The following is a 16362-nucleotide window of genomic DNA, read 5'->3' as shown; positions in this document are numbered from 1 at the left end:
CGGGAGGAATCCATGCACGACGACATCAAGACACACGAACAGGCAACGGCTGCGGAGCTCAGCAAGCATGACGCTCTGACGCAGGCTTTTCCGAAGACCTGGGACGGGCGGATTCTATTTGCGATCGCGCTTGCCTTCTCCATTTTCCAGATTGCGACCGCTGCGCATCTCATCGACATGCCGAGCCAGATCGTGCGCGCCGTTCACGTTGGCTTCGTCACCGTTCTCGTCTTTCCGCTGCTGGCAGCGATGGCTGGCAGCAGCGGCTTCGCGAAGGCCATTGCCTGGGGCCTGGCGCTCCTCGGCGCGTCCGTCGCCTTCTACCAAACGTATGAATATGCCGACCTGCTCGTGCGCGCCGGCGATCCTCTCCCGCGTGACATCGTCTTCGGCGTCGTCGCTCTCGGCGTGGTCTTCGCCGCCGCCTGGGCGCTGATGGGGCCAGCGCTGCCGATCATTTCCGGCCTGTTCCTCGCCTATAGCCTGCTCGGCGAATATCTTCCGCCGCCGCTGGATCATCGCGGTTACGATTTCTCCCAGGTGATCGACCATATGGCCTATGGAACGGAAGGCATCTACGGCATCCCGACCTTCGTTTCGTCCACCTATATTTTCCTCTTCATCCTCTTCGGCGCCTTTCTCGAAAAGGCCGGCATGATCAGGCTCTTTACCGATGTCTCGCTGAGCTTCGTCGGCAGCCGGCGCGGCGGTGCGGCCAAGGTGGCGATCGTCTCCTCCGGCCTCATGGGCACCATCTCCGGGTCCGGCGTCGCGAATGTGGTGACCACCGGTCAGTTCACCATCCCGCTGATGAAGAGCTTCGGCTACCGGCCAGCTTTCGCCGGCGGCGTCGAGGCGACGGCATCGATGGGCGGGCAGCTCATGCCGCCGGTCATGGGCGCAGTGGCCTTCATCATGGCCGAGACGCTCGGGGTCGAGTATCACGAGATCGTCAAGGCGGCGATCATCCCGGCAGTTCTCTATTTCGCCTCGGCCTTCTGGATGGTGCATCTGGAAGCGGGCAAATATGGGCTGCTTGGCCTGCCCAAGGCCGATCTGCCATCCGCCAAAGCGGCGATCGCCGAACAATGGTATCTGATCCTACCCTTGGCTGCACTCGTCTGGCTGTTGTTCTCGGGCTACACGCCACTTTTCGCCGGAACGGTCGGCCTTGCCTTCACGGCATTGTTGATTCTCGGCAGCTCCATCGCCCTTGGCCTTCCCTCGAACATCATTCGGATCATATTCTGGATCGGCCTCGGCCTGGTGGCAGCGGCCTTCTTCCAGTTCGGCATCGGCGTGATCGTCGGCGCGATGGCGCTCCTGATCGCGGTCAATGCGCTCTCGAAAGGCGGCCGGGAGACCCTGGCGATGTGCCGCGACGCCCTTGCCGAAGGCGCCAAGACCGCCTTGCCGGTAGCCGTCGCCTGCGCGCTCGTCGGCGTCATCATCGGAACGATGACGTTGACAGGAGCAGCCAATACCTTCGGGCAGTTCATCGTCTCCGTCGGCGGCAAGAGCCTGTTCCTGTCGTTGCTCCTCACCATGGTGACCTGCCTCGTACTTGGCATGGGCATACCGACAATCCCGAACTACATCATCACTTCCTCGATCGCCGGACCGGCGCTCCTGGAACTCGGGGTACCGCTCATCGTCAGCCACATGTTCGTCTTCTATTTCGGCATCCTGGCCGATCTGACGCCGCCGGTCGCGCTTGCCTGCTTCGCGGCGGCGCCGATCGCGCGCGAAAGCGGGCTGAAGATAGCTATCCAGGCCATCAAGGTGGCCGCGGCAGGCTTCGTCATTCCCTTCATGGCCGTCTATTCGCCGGCGCTCATGCTGCAGGATGGCGGCGCCACGGCAGCGGCCATCGGCTATCCGGCCGCCGTCGCCTACATCATCTTGAAGACGGGACTTGCGATTGGCCTTTGGGGTGCGGCGGTGATCGGCTTCGTCGTGGTCCGCCTCGGCGTCGTCGAGCGGCTTCTCGCGGCCGCAGCCGCGTTCACGCTGCTGGCGGCCCTGCCGCTCACCGACGAGATCGGCTTTGCGCTTGCGGTCGTGTTCGGACTGCTGGTCTGGCGGCGGGCGCGCACGGCGGGGGAAAAGCCGGCGCCGAAGGTCGCATGAGCGCGCTGCTCTGCATCGTCAGCGGCAAGGCTGTTGCCGTGGCCGCTGGCCTCTTCACCCTCGGCTGGACCCACTCGGTCGAAAAGACGGAATGGCAAGAGCGCTGGGCGGTCACGCCCGAGGGTCTCGTTCTCAAGGAGGCTCGGGTGCAGGGCTCGGGTGCGGGCATGGATCCGGGCGAAGGCGCCCGCCCCATAGGGGCCTGGTGGGTCTGGACTCCGGACCTGCCGCCGCTTCCCGAACTGGTGCTCGCGGCATCCGGGGCGACGATTTCCGGCTGGAGGCTATGCGACCGGGATGGCTGCCGTGAACTGGGCGGGCGGAGTGAGGATCCGATCATCCTCAGGCCGTGCCGCGGCTAAACGGTCGAGATCTCATGTTCTCCCCGCGGCCAAGAGACGCTACAGTCGACGCATCGGACCTGAACCGGTCCCGGTTCAACGAAACATGTGGCAGGCAGGTCGGCCCGGAAATGATGCGCAACATCGGCAGAATGACGATCCTGATGCTGGTCGTGACCTGTATCGCACCCTTTATCGCCTATCATCTGGCCAACGGTGCGGCGATCGGCGCGCTCGAAAAGCAGCTCCAGCGCAGTCTGGTGCTGACGAACCGGGCGATCGCCACGGAGATCGAGCGGTTCCGCTACCTGCCGCTGGTTCTCGGCGAGGACGCCCGCATACGCGCCCTTGCCGGGCGCGAGCGAACGCGGGACGTGCTCGAAGCTGCCAACCGCTACCTGCAGACCGTGGTCAGGCAGGCGGGTGCGGCGGAACTCTATGTGCTCGACGATCGCGGCATCGCCCTTGCATCGAGCAATTTCGACACGGCCGAGAGCTTCGTCGGCCACGATTACAGCTTCCGCCCTTATTTCCAGGACGCGCTCCACACAGGCGAAGGGCGCTATTATGCGATCGGCGTCACAACGCGAAAGCCCGGCTACTTCCTGACGTCGAGAATCGATGTTCCGGGTCAATCTCCGATCATCGTCGTCGTCAAGGCCGACCTGCTGCCGCTCGAGGCGACCTGGAAGGCTGCGGGCGTGCAGACCGCTATTGCCGACCGTTGGGGCATCGTCTTCCTGTCCGGCAACCCGGACTGGAAGTATCGGCCACTTGCAGCGCTTTCGGCCGAAGCCGTCGCGCAGCTCGCGAGGGAGCGGACTTATCATGGCGCAAATCTCGCCGCGACTAAGCCGATCCTGCCTGAAGGCATCGCGCCGCCGGTCGGCGAGGCGGAAGCGCCGGCGCTTCATGTCGAGGAGAGTGGCCGGCAGCTTCTGGCGAAGTTCTCCGTCGTCGAGCCGGACGGCTGGCTGGTGCTGGCGGCGACGAGTACCGGGGATATCGGCAAGCTCGCCGGCTTCTGGGCGCTTGCCGCGCTAATTGCCGGGCTGCTTTCGACCGGCACACTCTATTTTCTCCATCAGCGGGCGCTTCTGATCCGAATGCGCCTGCGCCAAAGTGAAGTCCTGGAGCGCAAGGTTGCCGAGAGGACGCGGGATCTCGCCCACGAGGTCGATATGCGCAAGCGCACGGAGGAGGAGCTCCGCCGCGCGCAGGAGGGGCTCATCCATTCCGAGAAGATGGCCGCGCTCGGTCGCATGTCGACCGCGATCGTGCATGAGGTCAGCCAACCGCTCGCTGCGCTCGAGGCGACCTTGGCGACCGCTGGCGTGCTGGCCGATAAGGAGGGCGCAGAAAGGGTCGGCGAACGGGTGCTCGACGCACGCGCTTTGGTGAAGCGGATGCAGCGAACGGTGAAGCACCTGAAGACCTTCGGCCGCAAAGGCGCGTCCGAGCTGGAGGCGGTCAACATCGACACGGTCACCCGAAACGCGCTCGATCTTGCCGCACCACGGGCAAAGGTGCTCGGCGTCGCTCCGCTGCTCGAGGCAACCGATCCCTCACCCGTCGTCATTGCCGTCGCGGTGAAACTGGAACAGGTGATGCTGAACCTGGTCTTGAACGCACTCGATGCGGTCGAGGGCAGGGAGGATCCTTCGATCACCATCCGGCGGACAGTGGAGGCCGGGCGCGTGTCCGTCACCGTCATCGACAACGGATCGGGTATCGCGCCGGAACACCGCGAGCGCATCGCCGAGCCATTCTTCACGACCAAGCTGACGGGCGAGGGGCTCGGCCTCGGTCTTTCCATTGCGACCGCCATCGTCCGCGAGTTCGGCGGTGAGATCACCTTTGCGGAGGCCCCGGGCGGCGGCACGATGGCGACCGTCTCGATGCCGTTGGGTGAACAAGCCACATTTCCGCTCGAGGCAGCGCAATGAGCCGCGGAAGCATCCTTCTCGTCGACGATGATCACGACCTACTGAAGGCTGCAGCCGATTGGCTGGAGATCAATGACTTCTCTGTCCGCGCCTTTCATCGGCCCGAGGAAGCATATCAGCAGGTAATGCGGGAGGAGCCGGATGTCGTCGTCACCGACATTCGCATGCCGGGAATCGACGGCATGACGCTGCTCACTTCGATCGTCAGGCAGCGCAGCGACGTGCCGGTGATCCTGATGACCGCCCATGGCGACGTGACGCTGGCGGTCAAGGCGATGAAGCAGGGCGCGGAGGATTTCATCGAGAAACCCTATGACGCCGACCACCTGCTTTCCATCCTTGACAAGGCGGTCGAGAAGCGGCGCATGAAGCAAGAAATTGCGCGGCTGCAAGGCCTGGTGCAGGCGGGCGACCGCGTCGAGATCGTCGGCGACAGTCCGGCAATCCGTGACCTGCGCCATCGGGTCCAGATGCTGGCCGAGGTCGATATCGACGTCCTCATCATCGGCGAGACAGGAACCGGCAAGGAACTCGTCGCGCAGGCGCTCCATCGGCAGAGCGGTCGTGCCGCCGGTCCTTTCGTGGCGATCAATTGCGCAGCTCTGCCCGAAAGCATCTTCGAGAGCGAGGTCTTCGGCCACGCGAAAGGCGCCTTTACCGGCGCCCTCAACGACCGGCAGGGAAAGTTCGAGCATGCGGCGGGCGGAACCGTTTTTCTCGACGAGATCGAGTCCATGCCGCTTGGCCTCCAGGCGAAAATCCTGCGTGTTCTGCAGGAGCGGATGGTCGAACGGCTTGGCGAAAACCGCCTGCGGCCGATCGATGTTCGCATCGTCGCCGCCGCCAAGAGCGACCTTTCCGGCGAAATCGCGGCCGGGCGCTTCCGAGAGGATCTCTTCTACCGGCTGGCGACCGTGGACGTGCGCATTCCGCCGCTGCGGCAGCGCGGGCAAGATATCGGTCTGCTCTTCGGCCACTTCGCCTCGCTCGCCGCCCGTCGCTATGGACGCGCGGAGCGAATCGTCTCTGCTGACCTCCTGGCGAGACTTGGGCAGGAAGAGTGGCGCGGCAATGTGCGGGAACTCAAGGCGCGCGCCGAGCGCTTCGCGCTTGGTTTCGATGCCGGCGGATCAGAGGATAGCGGCCCGGCATCCGGTGATATCCCGACCCTGCCTGAACAAGTGGCTGTCTTCGAAGCCGAAGTGATCCGCCGGGCCATCGAGCAGAGCGAGGGAAATACGGCGAGGGCGGCGGCAAGGCTCGGGATTCCTCATCGCACGCTGAACGAAAAAATCAGTCGCCTCGGACTACGAGCGAGGTGAGCGGAGGACGAGGCAGCGATGTGAAATGCCTCCTGGATATCGCTTCATGCCGGCTGCCCATGGGCGACGAGGCGAATGAGCATCAGGCCGGCGAAAAGACCGACAAGCGCCAGGACCACGGATGCCACGACATAGATGACGGCAGCCATCCACTGCCCGCGCTCCCAGAGGCTGATCGCGTCGAGCGAGAAGGTGGAGAAGGTCGTGAAGCCGCCTAGCACGCCCGTCGTCAGGAACAGGCGCACCTCCTGCGAGAGTTCGCCGCGAAAAGCGAAATATCCGGCGAGGACACCCATCGCGAAGGAACCGACGATGTTCACCGTCAGCGTGCCGAAGGGAAAGGCAACGCCAAAGATGTAGACGGCGAGCCGGTTGACGCCGTGGCGCATCGCACCGCCCAGTCCCGCGCCGAGGAAGACGATCAGGTAGCTCATCAAAAAACCTTTTCAACATGTGCTTTTGCGTTGACGACCCTCGCGGTTCGTCCAGTCCGGCGGTGCACGCGTCAAGCCACGTCGCGTAGCGTTCCTTACAGCGTCAAGACACGAAGGCTTCAAAACACGGTGGAGGCGGTTCGGTTCGGGCACGACTCTACTCTTTCGCTCAGGCGATCACGAGTAGGAGTCATCAGCTTCGCGGGAAGCGGTTCGGCATTATGCCTGGCAGAATCCATTGCCGAAGTGCCAATTATAAGTAGCCGCGGACCCTGTCAACGCACTCCTGTGATTAGAACTTATAATGCCGCTATTCGCATGCCCTAGCTGACTGCAACCAATGCCCAGGATCAACTCCTCGGCCCCTACCGCGGCGCGCTTCCAAAAGAGACATACCGGAGGCTTCTGCGGAGAGCGGGTGGAGGCGGCATCGAATCTCACCTCTAGGATCAAACGCACTGCGAGCATTCCCCGCTTACTTGCACAATTATGAGTCTATCCAAAACCCGCAGGACGGGCACAAAAAACGCTGAAGATTTTAGAGGAAAACATAGGGGCTGGGGGCGTTAAACCTCCATTAAGCCTCCGGATGAGACTGGTCGAATATTAGCAAACCGGAAAAGTGTTCCCTTGCCAAATACGGCGGCACCTGGGCCGCAAGGAGATCTTATGACCGCCTCGAGCCGTCACACGGAAATGTCCCATCCCCCCGGCGACCGGGGTGGACGAAAGCAGCAGGATATTGGCGGCAGGCTCCAGTTCATGCAGCTCGATGCGAATAGCTGCGCAAGCATCCGCACGCTGAAGAGCCTGGTGGAACGCGAACTCCCGGTCGGCCTCGACAAATTTTATGCGCAGTTGCGCCAAAGTCCCGAAGTCAAGCGGTTCTTCTCCTCAGAGGAGCACATCGCCCGTGCCAAGGGCGCGCAAATGGGGCACTGGACGAACATTTCCAATGGCGACTTCGGCGACGATTACGTCCAGAAGATCCGCACCATCGGCACGGTTCATGCGCGCATCGGTCTTGAGCCGCAATGGTATATCGGCGGCTACGCGATCATTCTCGACCATCTGATTACCGCAGCCGTCGAGCAGAATTACGGCAAGGGCGGCATGTTCTCGAAGCCGGCCATGAAGACGGGCGACTTCGCAAAGGCCCTGGCGAGCCTCGTCAAGGCGGTCATGCTGGACATGGATCTTGCGATCTCCGTCTATATCGACGAGGCGGAAATCGCGAAAAAAAGGCTCAGGAGGAGGCGATCGAGTCCGAGCGCCGACTGGTATGCGGCAGTTTCGGCAAGGCCATGGCCGCGATCGCTGCCAAGGATGTGAGCCACCGCATCGTCGACGATCTGCCGGTCGCCTATCACGCGTTGCGCAGCGACTTCAACAGCGCGCTGGAGCAATTGTCCGGCACCATCGACCAGATCAGCGGCGCGGCTTCGCAAATTCACGCCGGCTCTCGGGAGATCAGCTCCGCGGCGGACGAACTCGCCAAGCGCACCGAGCAGCAGGCCGCCTCGCTCGAGGAGACGGCCGCGGCCCTTGAGGAGATCACAACGACCGTCAAGGACTCCAGCCGGCGTGCGGAAGAAGCGGGTCAATTGGTGAGGAAAGCCAGGACGGGGGCAGAGAAATCCGGCGAGATCGTCCGGCAGGCCGTCGCCGCGATGGGCGCGATCGACACCTCGTCGCGCGAAATCTCGAACATCATCGGCGTGATCGACGAAATTGCCTTCCAGACCAACCTCCTCGCACTAAACGCCGGCGTCGAAGCCGCCCGCGCCGGCGAGGCCGGAAAGGGATTTGCCGTGGTGGCGCAGGAGGTTCGCGAACTCGCCCAGCGCTCCGCCAAGGCGGCGAAGGAGATCAAGGAACTGATCAACAACTCCGGCGAGCAGGTCAAATCCGGCGTTTCGCTGGTCGGCGAAACCGGTGAGGCGCTGACAGTCATCGTCGACGAGGTGAAGGAGATCGATAGCCACATCGGCGCCATCGTCGAAGCCGCTCGCGAGCAGGCCACGGCGCTCCAGGAGATCAACACAGCCGTCAATGGCATGGACCAGAGCACTCAGCAGAATGCCGCCATGGTGGAGGAGTCCACGGCCGCCAGCCACGCGCTGGCGAAGGAAGTCAATCGCATCGCCAGCATGCTCAGCGAATTCAATACGGCGGTCGGCGGCACCGATCGCAAAGCCCCTGCCGGTGCTGCGACTTCATCGGCCCCCACCGCACCATCGCGGAGCGCATCGCCAGCCCGCCAGATGGCCGCCAGGCTCGCAAAAGCCTTCCATGGCAATGCGGCGGTCGCCGACAGCGACTGGGAAGAATTCTGATGGGTGAGGCCGTTCACCAAAACGTCCTGCGTATCAGCGCGGCCGGCGATGTGCGTGCCCAGTGGCGCTCGAATTCCTTCCCGCCGGTCTTTGGCAACCAGCCGGCACCAGTCCGAGTTGTCCGCCTCACCTCAACGCCCTCCGATTTCGTGGAGCTAGCTCACGTGTCTAACGTCATGGTCTTTCCACTCATAACGCCTGAGGACCGCGCATACGCGGCCGAACTGCAAACTGCGCGAGATCGCATGCTGCTGATCACAGCCGAACTCGACAAGATACGCGTGGTCCTGGCCGAAAGGGGCGATGAGATGTCGGAAGCAGAGGCCAAGAGAGCCGGGATGTAAGCAAGAGAGCCGAAAGGTGAGGGGGCGAATGTGGCAAGGATGATTGGGCACCCGGCGGAGAGGCCGCCGTTCCGACGGAAGACGGAGCGTTACGATGCTTAGGCGAACAGAGCCGCGGGCCAAGCCGCTGCAATCCGTCGAGAGATACATCCGCTCGATCGGTCGACACTACGTCCATGCCGTCATCGTCATGACCATGCTCATCGGCGCGACCTATCTGACAGTGGTGGTGGCTCTCGACCGCCACTCATTGCAGCAGAATATCGGTTTTCTGACCAGCAACCAGTTCATTCGCTTTCAGCAGCTCGCCAATCAGACGCGGGCGCTGATGCGCGCTTCGGCCGATCCCAACCTGCCCGACTACATCATCCGCCCAATGCGGGACGATATTCTCCGGGCGATCGGTGAGGTTCGCGCGATGAGCCGGCAACTGGCCGAGCTACATGACGAGATTGGCCGAAATTTTCTCGAGAAGCTCAATCCGCGCGACGACATCTCCGAGCAGTTGCGCCTCGAGCTCGACGCTCGACTTGAGGATTTCCTCGCGCGCGCAGAGCGGATCGCCAATGCCGGCGCGAAAGAGCGGCGCGAACGCTATTCCTTCTGGGGGCCGATCGACTTCGCCGTCTCGTCTGACAGTGTTCTGATGCGCCAGTTCGGCGATCTCATCCGCCGTGCGCATGAGCGCAGCGGCATCAGCATCGACAACGCCAAACTGATCGGTACCGCGCTTCTGGCGCTGATCGCGGCGACCGTCATACTCGCTAGCATTTTCCTGTTCAGCCCGCTTCTGAAGAAACTGCGCAATGAACATCGCCGGACGATGGATTTCGAGGAACGGCTGACACAGCTTGCGCATACCGACGCGCTCACCGGTCTCGCCAACCGTTCCTCCTTCAACCAGGCTCTCGGGAATCTTTTCTCCGACCTTGAGCGGACCGGCACCGGCTTTGCCATGCTGCTCGTCGACCTCGACCGCTTCAAAAGCATCAATGACAGCCTCGGCCACCCGGCGGGTGATGCGGTTCTGGACCATGTCGCCCGCGTTTTGCAGAGGACGCTTCGCTCGACGGACATCGCTGCCCGCTTGGGCGGGGACGAGTTCGCCGTGCTCCTGCCGGGAATGGCCGATTCCGCGCTGCTCGCCACGATCGCCGATCGCGCCGTCAAGGCTATCGCTGCCGAAATCCCCTTCGAGGGGCGCGTTCTCCAGGCCACGGCCAGCATCGGCGGCGCTGTCGTGCCAAGCCATGCGAATGACGAAGCGAGCCTCATGCGCGTCGTCGACCTTGCGCTCTACACGGCTAAGAGCGGCCGCAATACCGCCGTCATCTTCGACGAAGCCGCGCTCGCGCGAAGGCTCGAGCAGAACCAGCTGTCACTGGCTCTGGTTCTTGCCGCCGATCGCGATGAATTCGTGGTGCACTATCAGCCCAAGGTCGATCTCGCGACCGGGATGCATCTGGGGTTCGAGGCACTGGTGCGTTGGCAGCATCCCGAACTTGGCCTGCTGCCGCCCGGAAGGTTCCTGCCGCTTATGGAGGGAACCCAGCTCATCCGCGGCATGACGCGTGCGGTGATTGCGACCGTCGGCCGCGACCTCGACGCCTGGAAGCGGGCGGGGCTCGTTCCCGGCACCATCTCGATCAATTTGCCCGAAGTGCTTCTCGTCAACGAAGAGGGTTACAACCTCTTCGTCGAGACGATCCTGGCAAACCGTCTCGAATGGCACGATTTCGCGGTGGAGATCACCGAGGACGTGTTCCTCAATCGCAGCGCCGATCAAATCCTCGATACGGTGGCGCGCTTCCGCGAGCACGGCCTCTCGGTCTCGCTCGACGACTTCGGCACCGGCTTTGCCTCGCTCGTGCATCTGCGCGACTTCCCATTCGACGAGTTGAAGATCGATCGCAGCTTCGTTACCGGCATCGGTAGCGATGCCCGCTCGGAGCAGATCATCCGCGCCATGGTCGATCTGTCGCGCAATCTTGGCAAACGTTGCGTGGCGGAAGGCATAGAGACGGATGCGCAGCGCCGCTTCCTGCTGGAGGTTGGTTGCGAGGTGGGCCAGGGCTACCTTTTCGGCAAGCCGGAGCCGGTCGACCAGGCGGGCGAGCGGCTTCCGAGGCAATCCGGGGGTGTAAAGCGGCTGGCGGCCGTGGGCAGTGGGCGGCGTGCCGTGGACGGTGCGCTGTAATATGGAGGAGTGTGGTGAAATGACAGTAAAAACGACTCTATTTGCAGCGGCGCTGATGCTGGCGAACCCGTTGAATGTTGCGGCCGCCGATTCGTCGGGAGCGGTCGATGTCGTGCATTTCTGGGTGTCGAAGAGCGAGGCGCAGGCCCTGGACGTCTTCCGGCATGCATGGACGAGGGCCGGCAATCAATGGGCGGACCTGCCGGCGGAGGACAAGGCGGCCGTGCAGAGGGTCGTCAGCGACCGTGTCGCCAACGGCTACGCGCCTGCCGTGATGCAATGGAATGCCAATGAAGGTTCGCGCGAGTTACCGGAAATGGGGATCGTGCTCGATATTGAAGAGGCGGCCGAGGCTGATCGCTGGCGCGATGTGTTGCCGGCAACCGTGCTCGACCGTATCAGCTACAAAGGCAAGATCTATTTCGCGCCCACCAACATCCATGCGGAGAACTGGCTCTGGACAAGTGAAGCCATTTTCCTGAAGGCTGGCCTGAGGGCGCCGCGGAGCTGGGATGACATCTTCGCGGCGGCCGAAAGGATCAAGGAGGAAGGACACCTGCCCATTTCGCTTGGCGGCGGGAAGTGGGAGATCTCATTGATCTTCAACAATATCATGCATTACAAGCTGGGTTCGGAGGGATATGTCCGCATCATCAGCGGAGATGCGGCGGCGGTGCAGGATCCCCGCATGGCCGAGGCGCTCGGGATGCTGAGGCGGCTCTCCCGCTATGCCGAACCTGCGTCGGTTCGCGCCCCCAAAACCTGGGCGGATGCAACGGCCGCGGTCGGGAAGGGCGAGGCCGGCATGCAGTTCATGGGGGACTGGGCGAAAGGTGAACTGATCGCCCGAGGCTACGCCGTCGACCGGGATTTCGGCTGCAGTCTGGTTCCCGGAACCGAGATCGCCTATTTCATGGTCATAGACGCTTTCGCCTTCCCGATCACCAATCGTCCGGATGCTGCCGAGGCGCAGCAGGCTTTTGCACGCATGCTGCTGGACCGGGACAACCAGGTCGCCTTCAGCCGCATCAAGGGCTCACTTCCCGTGCGCACTGACGTCGATCCGAGCGGGCTTGATCGCTGCGGGCGGCTGGGCTTGGAGATGATTGCTGAGAAGAGCGGAGTGAGCGCGCAATCCATGGCCATGCCGACGCAGATGTCGGACGGCTTCATCGCCGTGCTCGCGGAGTTCTTCAACGACCAAAGCATGTCCGTCGAAACGGCGCAGCGGCGCCTGCACGAACTCCTGCAACAGAATTGAGCGGAACTGGCCCGGCTCGGTCCCGCTCAGCGGATCCATGCAAGGTGATCGCTTGACCCATATCCGCGAAGGCGCAAGCGCATGCGTGCGAATTCAGCTCTACCGTCGGCTTGCCGGGCCGGAATGGCCCGGCCCGACACCGTTGGGTACTTCGACGGGCGGACATATACCTCCGCCCGCTTGGGTTGCCCAGATCCGTGGTTTGCCGGCTGGTTTGCTGGCGTTGACGCGCGAGCGCGCAGCCAGGTCCGCTTTTCGGGGTGTTTCCTCCACGCGGTCGCGACCGCGGAGGCCCGGAAGCGCATGGTAGATATCCAGATAGTCGTGCGTCATACGTTCCACGGTGAAGCGGCGCTCGAAGGCCGCCCGCACCTTGCATCTGTCGAGCGAGAGGACGCGGTCCAGCTTCGCAACCGCCTCAGCGACCGAGTCGACCAGCACGCCCGACACTCCGTTCTCGATCACTTCCGGCGCCGACCCGTACCGGAAGGCAAGCACTGGCGTGCCACAGGCCATGGCTTCGATCATCACGAGGCCGAATGGTTCCGGCCAGTCGATCGGAAACAATAGCGCCGCTGCGTCGCCAAGGAATTTCGCCTTCTGGTTCTCGTCGATCTCGCCGATGAATTCGACGTTCGGATGGCTCGCAACGAGGGGTTCGACGACCGCCTCCCAATAGGCGCGGTCCTTGGCATCTACCTTTGCCGCGATCTTCAGTTGCCTTCCGACCCTCGTCGCGATTTCAATCGCCCGGTCCGGTCCTTTTTCCGGCGAAATGCGCCCCAGGAACGCCAGATAGTTGCCGCCGGGCTTTTCCTTGAATGGCAACAGCTTGGGATCGAGCCCGTGATAGACGGTGCCTCTCCAGTTAACCGGCGGAATAGGTCGGCGCTGGTCGTTCGAGATGGATACCACGGGAATGTCGGAGAAAGCGCGATAGAACGGCTTCAGATCCGGCTCGTCGAGGCGCGTGTGCAGGGTCGTCACGGTTCGGTCGGCGAAATCGCGGATCAGCGGAAAGTGCAAGAGATCGATATGGAAGTGCAGGACGTCGAAATGATGCGCGCGTCGGCGTACCTCTTCCAGCATGACCAAATTATGGGGAAGAAAATCGCGGACCTCCGCGTTGAGCCTGAGTGCGACTGCGCTGCAGGGCACCAGTTCGGCCGTGGTGATCGAATCTCCGCTCGCGAACAGCGTGACGTCGTGGCCGAGCCTAACGAGCTCTTCTGTAAGGCAGCCGACGATCCGCTCAGTCCCGCCGTAAAGCTTCGGGGGAACCCTTTCCGCAAGAGGGGCGATTTGCGCAATTTTCATTGCAGTACTCCTGTTGTCGGGCCGCGGCGAAGGCGGGATGCATTCGCTCGAATTGCCGGCGCGAGCTCACCTGCAACAATTGCCGAAACTGCCTCTTGTTCCCACGATCAGCGGGGTGCGCCGCGGATGAGACGGAACATTCCCGTCTGATGCGACGTTTGCGAAACAAACTCCCGCGAAGGTTTGTACATGCCCGAAGAGACCAATCGTCCGACTGTCCTCATCACGGGTTCGAGCGGCTTTCTTGGACAGGCGATCGCCCGTGGTTTGCGAAACCGATACCAGGTGATCGGGCTCGACGTCGCCGTGCCCAAGGGACAGTCGGAAACGATCGCGACGATCGAGATCGATCTGACGTCGGACGAAAGCGTGAGAACGGCACTGGAAAAAGTGCGCCAGCGCAGCGGCGGGCGCGTCGCCTCGGTCATTCACCTCGCTGCCTATTACGACACGACCGGCAAGAGCGATCCCAAATATGATGCCGTCAACGTCGAGGGAACACGCCGGCTGCTCTCCGCCTTGCGGAGCGTCGACACGGAACAGTTCATCTTCTCCAGCACCTTGCTCGTGCATGCGCCAAGCCCGCGCAAGGGTATCGCCATCGACGAGGACGACCCGCTTGATCCGACCTGGGCCTATCCGAAGTCGAAAGCAGAGACGGAAGCGGTCATCGCGAAGGAGCGCGGCAGCATCAAGACCGTCGTGCTGCGCCTCGCCGGTGTCTATGACGAGGATTGTCGCGCCGCCTTCGTCGCGCAGCAGATCGCCCGCATCTTCGAGCGACTGCCGACGGCCTATCTGTTCAGCGGCGATCTTGGGGCGGGGCAGCCATACCTGCACAAGGACGATCTCGTCGACGCCTTCGTGCGCGCCGTCGAGCGTCGTGCCGAGTTGCCGGACGAAACCGTCATGCTGATCGGCGAGACGGTGACGCTCTCCTATGGCGAAATGCAGAAACGCATCGGCAAACTCGTCCATGGCGAGGATTGGCAAACTTTCGTCCTGCCAAAGGGGCTCGCCAAGACTGGCGCATGGATGCAGACCGAAGTCCTCGAGCAGGACACCGATATCAAACCCTGGATGGTCGAGACCGCGGACGATCATTTCGAGATCGACATTTCGCGAGCTCGACGCCTGCTTGGCTGGGAGCCGCAGCACAGCCTTGCCGCAACCTTGCCGGAAATGATCCGGCGGCTGAAAGAGGATCCGACCGACTGGTACCAAAGGAACAAGCTCGAGCCTTCGGCCGTTGCGGCGACCGAGCCGGAGCTCGATCAGGCCAGGGAAAGGCTTCGTGGTCCGCTCGAACGCAGCGAGGCACAAGTCGATGCCGCCATCGAGCGCCACCGCCTGTTCACGCTCTGGGCGCCGCTGGCGAATGTCGCCCTCGGGCTGTGGCTTCTCGCTTCCCCGATGACGCTCGGTCTTTTCGATCCCGTCGCCGCTCCTGCGCCTCCAGCTCTTGGGCACGAGATTGCCGAGGCTTCCATCCGCAATGCGCGCCTGGGCATGAGCGAAATCGCCTCTGGCCTGCTTGTCATCGCTTTCGCCCTTGGCGGCATGTACCGCCGCTGGTCTTGGCTACAGTGGATCACCGCCGCCGTCGGCGTCTGGGTGATGTTTGCTCCGCTCGTCTTCTGGACGACGAGTCCAGCCGCCTATGCCATCGACACCCTCGTCGGCATGCTGATCCCCGTTTTCGCCGTCACGATCCCGCCAACGCCTGGCATCAGCCGACGGGCGCTTGCGGCCGACGACGATCGCCCGCTCGGCTGGAGCTATTCGCCGTCGTCCTTCACCCAGCGCATGCCGATCGTTGCGCTCGCCTTCGTCGGTCTGTTCGTCTCGCGCTATCTGGCGGCCTACCAGCTGGGCCATGTCGACGGCCTCTGGGATCCGTTCTTCGGACCGGGCGGCGCTCCGACCGACAATGGCAGCGAGGCCGTGGTCACCTCCTGGGTGTCGAAGGGCTTCCCGATCGCCGATGCCGGACTGGGCGCCTTCGCCTATGGGCTCGACATCCTCGCCGGTGCGATCGGCGACCGCCGCCGCTGGCGCACCATGCCCTGGATGGTATTTCTCTTCGGGTTGCTGATCATTCCGCTTGGCGCAGTCAGCGTTTCCTTCATCATCATCCAGCCGCCGCTGATCGGTGCGCTGTGCACGCTCTGCATCATCCAGGCCGCCGTGACGGTCGTGTTGATCCCCTATTCAGTCGACGAGGTCCTGGCGACCCTGCAATATCTGTGGCGGGCCAAGTTGGCAGGCGAGCCGTTCTGGCGGACCTTCTGGAAGGGTGGCCCGGCGCTCTCCGAGGATCAGACGCCGGAGCCGGACCTCGACCGGCCGGCTTCCCAGGTGCTGCGAGAGTTCATCATAGGCGGGGTCAACTTCCCCTGGACGCTGGTGGCAAGTGTTCTGGTTGGGGCCGTACTGATGTCGACGCCGCTCGCCTTCGGCACCGAGCCGCCGCTCTACCACAGCGATCATATCGTCGGTTGCCTCGTCATCATGATCGCCGTCATCGCAATGGCGGAGGTCGTCCGGCCATTACGCTTCCTCAATGCGGTCTTTGGTGCCTGGGTCGCGGCATCGCCATTCCTGCTTTCGGGTGGCACGACGATCGGCACCATTGCGGATCTGGTGATCGGTCTGGCGCTTGTTGCGCTGAGCCTGCCGCGCGGCACGCGCAGCGAAGAGCATTACGGTGGGTGGGATCGGGCCATCATCTAAG

The 16362-nt window shown here is 63.0% G+C and carries 11 protein-coding genes, 1 pseudogene and 1 riboswitch; of the genes and pseudogenes, 10 read left to right on the top strand and 2 right to left on the bottom strand.

The features are described from left to right. The first annotated feature begins 12 nt into the window (after positions 1-12). The 4 genes from SJ05684_RS25540 to SJ05684_RS25525 all read left to right on the top strand — a co-directional run bounded on the left by SJ05684_RS25540 (position 13) and on the right by SJ05684_RS25525 (position 5739). Positions 13-2130: a TRAP transporter permease gene (locus SJ05684_RS25540; RefSeq protein ID WP_034856838.1), complete on the top strand. Its 2118-nt coding sequence runs from the start codon at positions 13-15 to the stop codon at positions 2128-2130. Continuing rightward, on the top strand, positions 2127-2492 hold the full coding sequence (locus SJ05684_RS25535) for a DUF1850 domain-containing protein (RefSeq protein WP_034856759.1): 366 nt from the start codon (positions 2127-2129) through the stop codon (positions 2490-2492). Before SJ05684_RS25540 ends, SJ05684_RS25535 begins: the two co-directional genes overlap by 4 nt. Positions 2493-2602: 110 nt before the next feature. Then, complete coding sequence (locus tag SJ05684_RS25530; RefSeq protein ID WP_157211990.1) at positions 2603-4417, top strand: sensor histidine kinase; 1815 nt, start codon at positions 2603-2605, stop codon at positions 4415-4417. Then, complete coding sequence (locus SJ05684_RS25525; RefSeq protein WP_034856757.1) at positions 4414-5739, top strand: sigma-54-dependent transcriptional regulator; 1326 nt, start codon at positions 4414-4416, stop codon at positions 5737-5739. The genes SJ05684_RS25530 and SJ05684_RS25525 overlap by 4 nt, the downstream gene beginning before the upstream one ends. 44 nt (positions 5740-5783) lie before the next feature. Here the strand turns inward: SJ05684_RS25525 and crcB are convergent, their stop codons facing one another. Next, entirely contained in the window at positions 5784-6173 is a 390-nt protein-coding gene (gene crcB, locus SJ05684_RS25520) for a fluoride efflux transporter CrcB (protein WP_034856755.1), read from the bottom strand. Positions 6174-6350: 177 nt separating this feature from the next. Next, positions 6351-6425: riboswitch (Fluoride riboswitch) on the bottom strand. A 417-nt stretch (positions 6426-6842) separates the two neighbouring features. On the opposite strand from crcB, the gene SJ05684_RS30705 reads away from it, so the two are divergent. The 5 genes and pseudogenes from SJ05684_RS30705 (at position 6843) to SJ05684_RS25495 (ending at position 12311) form a co-directional block, all read left to right on the top strand. Continuing rightward, entirely contained in the window at positions 6843-7505 is a 663-nt protein-coding gene (locus SJ05684_RS30705; RefSeq protein ID WP_309546793.1) for a protoglobin domain-containing protein, read from the top strand. Then, positions 7460-8509 (top strand): annotated as a pseudogene (locus SJ05684_RS25510) (methyl-accepting chemotaxis protein); the annotation flags it as partial. The gene SJ05684_RS30705 and the pseudogene SJ05684_RS25510, both read left to right, overlap by 46 nt. Beyond that, positions 8509-8853: a hypothetical protein gene (locus tag SJ05684_RS30700; protein WP_034856751.1), complete on the top strand. Its 345-nt coding sequence runs from the start codon at positions 8509-8511 to the stop codon at positions 8851-8853. The pseudogene SJ05684_RS25510 and the gene SJ05684_RS30700, both read left to right, overlap by 1 nt. A gap of 94 nt (positions 8854-8947) precedes the next feature. Beyond that, on the top strand, positions 8948-11050 hold the full coding sequence (locus tag SJ05684_RS25500; protein WP_034856749.1) for a putative bifunctional diguanylate cyclase/phosphodiesterase: 2103 nt from the start codon (positions 8948-8950) through the stop codon (positions 11048-11050). Between the two features lie 19 nt (positions 11051-11069). Continuing rightward, positions 11070-12311 (top strand): ABC transporter substrate-binding protein, encoded by a 1242-nt coding sequence (locus SJ05684_RS25495; protein ID WP_034856747.1) that lies wholly within the window; start codon positions 11070-11072, stop codon positions 12309-12311. A gap of 99 nt (positions 12312-12410) precedes the next feature. On the opposite strand, the gene SJ05684_RS25490 is transcribed toward SJ05684_RS25495, so the two are convergent. Continuing rightward, positions 12411-13628, bottom strand: a complete 1218-nt coding sequence (locus tag SJ05684_RS25490; RefSeq protein WP_083846196.1) for a glycosyltransferase family 4 protein — start codon at positions 13626-13628, stop codon at positions 12411-12413. A 189-nt stretch (positions 13629-13817) separates the two neighbouring features. On the opposite strand from SJ05684_RS25490, the gene SJ05684_RS25485 reads away from it, so the two are divergent. Continuing rightward, on the top strand, positions 13818-16361 hold the full coding sequence (locus SJ05684_RS25485; protein ID WP_034856745.1) for an NAD-dependent epimerase/dehydratase family protein: 2544 nt from the start codon (positions 13818-13820) through the stop codon (positions 16359-16361). Position 16362 lies beyond the last annotated feature (1 nt).

The sequence above is a fragment of the Sinorhizobium sojae CCBAU 05684 genome (genome assembly GCF_002288525.1).
GTDB lineage: Bacteria > Pseudomonadota > Alphaproteobacteria > Rhizobiales > Rhizobiaceae > Sinorhizobium > Sinorhizobium sojae.
This window is presented reverse-complemented; position numbering and strand designations above follow the sequence as displayed.

Bases quoted from the DNA above. Each gene is read 5' to 3' on its own strand.
- SJ05684_RS25540 (WP_034856838.1), top strand. From the start codon at position 13: ATGCACGACGACATCAAGACACACGAACAGGCAACGGCTGCGGAGCTC.
- SJ05684_RS30700 (WP_034856751.1), top strand. From the start codon at position 8,509: ATGGGTGAGGCCGTTCACCAAAACGTCCTGCGTATCAGCGCGGCCGGC.
- crcB (WP_034856755.1), bottom strand. From the start codon at position 6,173: ATGAGCTACCTGATCGTCTTCCTCGGCGCGGGACTGGGCGGTGCGATG.
- SJ05684_RS25490 (WP_083846196.1), bottom strand. From the start codon at position 13,628: ATGAAAATTGCGCAAATCGCCCCTCTTGCGGAAAGGGTTCCCCCGAAG.
- SJ05684_RS25535 (WP_034856759.1), top strand. From the start codon at position 2,127: ATGAGCGCGCTGCTCTGCATCGTCAGCGGCAAGGCTGTTGCCGTGGCC.
- SJ05684_RS25530 (WP_157211990.1), top strand. From the start codon at position 2,603: ATGATGCGCAACATCGGCAGAATGACGATCCTGATGCTGGTCGTGACC.
- SJ05684_RS25495 (WP_034856747.1), top strand. From the start codon at position 11,070: ATGACAGTAAAAACGACTCTATTTGCAGCGGCGCTGATGCTGGCGAAC.
- SJ05684_RS25500 (WP_034856749.1), top strand. From the start codon at position 8,948: ATGCTTAGGCGAACAGAGCCGCGGGCCAAGCCGCTGCAATCCGTCGAG.
- SJ05684_RS25525 (WP_034856757.1), top strand. From the start codon at position 4,414: ATGAGCCGCGGAAGCATCCTTCTCGTCGACGATGATCACGACCTACTG.
- SJ05684_RS30705 (WP_309546793.1), top strand. From the start codon at position 6,843: ATGACCGCCTCGAGCCGTCACACGGAAATGTCCCATCCCCCCGGCGAC.
- SJ05684_RS25485 (WP_034856745.1), top strand. From the start codon at position 13,818: ATGCCCGAAGAGACCAATCGTCCGACTGTCCTCATCACGGGTTCGAGC.